This is a genomic window from Streptomyces europaeiscabiei (assembly GCF_001550375.1).
Lineage (GTDB): Bacteria > Actinomycetota > Actinomycetes > Streptomycetales > Streptomycetaceae > Streptomyces > Streptomyces europaeiscabiei.
In genome coordinates, this window is record NZ_LRTR01000523.1 from 1 (window position 1) to 1,922 (window position 1,922).

Genomic DNA, 1,922 nt, shown 5'->3' on the forward strand with positions numbered 1-1,922 from the left:
GCGCCCGCGCTCTCGTGCGACCCGCAGCCGCCCCCCTCGTGCGACCCGCACCCGGCGCTCTCCCGGGACCCGCAGCCCCCGCCTGCGGTGACGTTCGCCCGGTGCTCCGGCAGCGTCACCTGATCGGCGCCCTCGACCTCGAAGCCGGCGTCCGCGATCATCTCCAGGTCGGCCTTGCCGGCCTGGCCCTCGCTGGTGAGGTAGTCGCCGAGGAAGATCGAGTTGGCCAGGTGCAGGGCGAGCGGCTGCATCGTGCGGAGATGGACCTCGCGGCCGCCCGCGATCCGCACCTCGCTGTCCGGGCAGACGAACCGCACCATCGCCAGGATCCGCAGACAGCGCTGCGGGGTGAGGTTCCACTCCTTGGCGAGCGGGGTGCCCTCGAAGGGGATCAGGAAGTTGACCGGCACCGAGTCGGGGTCCAGTTCGCGCAGCGAGAAGACCACGTCGACCAGGTCCTCGTCGCTCTCGCCCATCCCCGCGATCAGGCCCGAGCAGGCCGACAGGCCCGCCGCGTGCGCCTTCTGGACGGTGTCGACGCGGTCGGCGTAGGTGTGCGTCGTCGTGATCTCGCCGTACGTCGCCTCGGACGTGTTCAGGTTGTGGTTGTAGGCGTCCGCGCCCGCCTCGCGCAGGCGTTCGGCCTGGCCGTCGGAGAGCAGACCGAGGCAGGCACACACCTCGACGCCCTCGTTCTGGTCCTTGATGGTCTTGATGGTGTCGGAGACCCGGTCCACGTCCCGGTCGGTCGGACCGCGCCCGGACGCCACCAGACAGACCCGCTTGGCGCCACCGGCGAGCCCGGCCGCGGCGGCCCTGGAGGCCTCGTCGGGCTTGAGCCAGCTGTACTTGAGGATGCCGGCAGTGGAGCCGAGCCGCTGGGAGCAGTAGGAGCAGTCCTCGGGGCAGAGGCCGGACTTGAGGTTGACCAGATAGTTCAGTTTCACCCGGCGCCCGTACCAGTGCCGGCGCACCTTCCCGGCCGCGGCCACCACGTCCAACAGCTCGTCGTCGGAGGTGCCGAGAACGGCGAGCGCCTCGGCACGGCTCAGCGGCTCGCGCCGGAGCCCCTTGTCCACCAGCGTGTTCAGCAGGTCCATGAGAGCCGATCCTGTCCTACCAGACCGCTCCCGGCCAAGGAGAGTTCGGACAACAGAGTGGGATCGACGTGTGGGTATCACCACATCGTGGGCGGCCGGTCGTGCCGTTAGTGTCTGTGCACTGCCTACAAAAGCCCTCGCCGCGCTGTCACACGACGGCGTGGCGTCGCGGGCTGCCCACACCACCCCGGAGGACCCATGGCGTTCGGCTGGATCGACGAGCAGGCGTCGGCGCGCCGCCGGGCCGGACTCGTACGCACCCTGCGTCCCCGTCCCGCCGACTCGCCGCTCCTCGACCTGGCGAGCAACGACTACCTCGGTCTCGCCCGGCACCCCGAGATCACCGAGGGCGCGGCCGAGGCCGCGCGCCGCTGGGGCGGCGGGGCCACCGGATCCCGGCTCGTCACCGGCACCACCGAGCTGCACGGCGAGCTGGAGCGGGAACTGGCCGACTTCTGCGGCTTCGAGGCGGCCCTCGTCTTCTCGTCCGGCTATGCCGCCAACCTCGCCGCCGTGACCGCGCTCGCGCCGCACGGCTCCCTGATCGTCTCGGACGCGGGCAACCACGCCTCCCTCATCGACGGCTGCCGACTGGCCCGGGGCACCACCCAGGTCGTGGCCCACGCCGACCCGCAGGCGGTCCGTAAAGCGCTGGGCACGGGCGGCCGCGGGCCTGCCGTCGCCGTCTCCGACACCGTCTTCTCGGTGGACGGCGACGCCGCCCCGCTGGCCGGACTCGCCGACGCCTGCCGGGAGTACGGCGCCGGGCTCGTCGTGGACGACGCCCACGGGCTCGGTGTCCTGGGCGACGGGGGCCGGGGC

The 1,922-nt window shown here is 72.3% G+C and carries 2 protein-coding genes; one reads left to right on the forward strand and one right to left on the reverse strand.

Features of this window, described 5'->3' with window-relative positions; translation table 11 throughout:
• Positions 1-1,100, reverse strand: a 1,100-nt coding sequence (gene bioB, locus AWZ10_RS25770) for a biotin synthase BioB (protein WP_060892115.1), incomplete at its 3' end; no start/stop codon positions are given.
• A 198-nt stretch (positions 1,101-1,298) separates the two neighbouring features.
• On the opposite strand from bioB, the gene AWZ10_RS25775 reads away from it, so the two are divergent.
• On the forward strand, positions 1,299-1,922 hold a 624-nt coding region (locus AWZ10_RS25775; RefSeq protein WP_159058334.1), incomplete at its 3' end, for an aminotransferase class I/II-fold pyridoxal phosphate-dependent enzyme.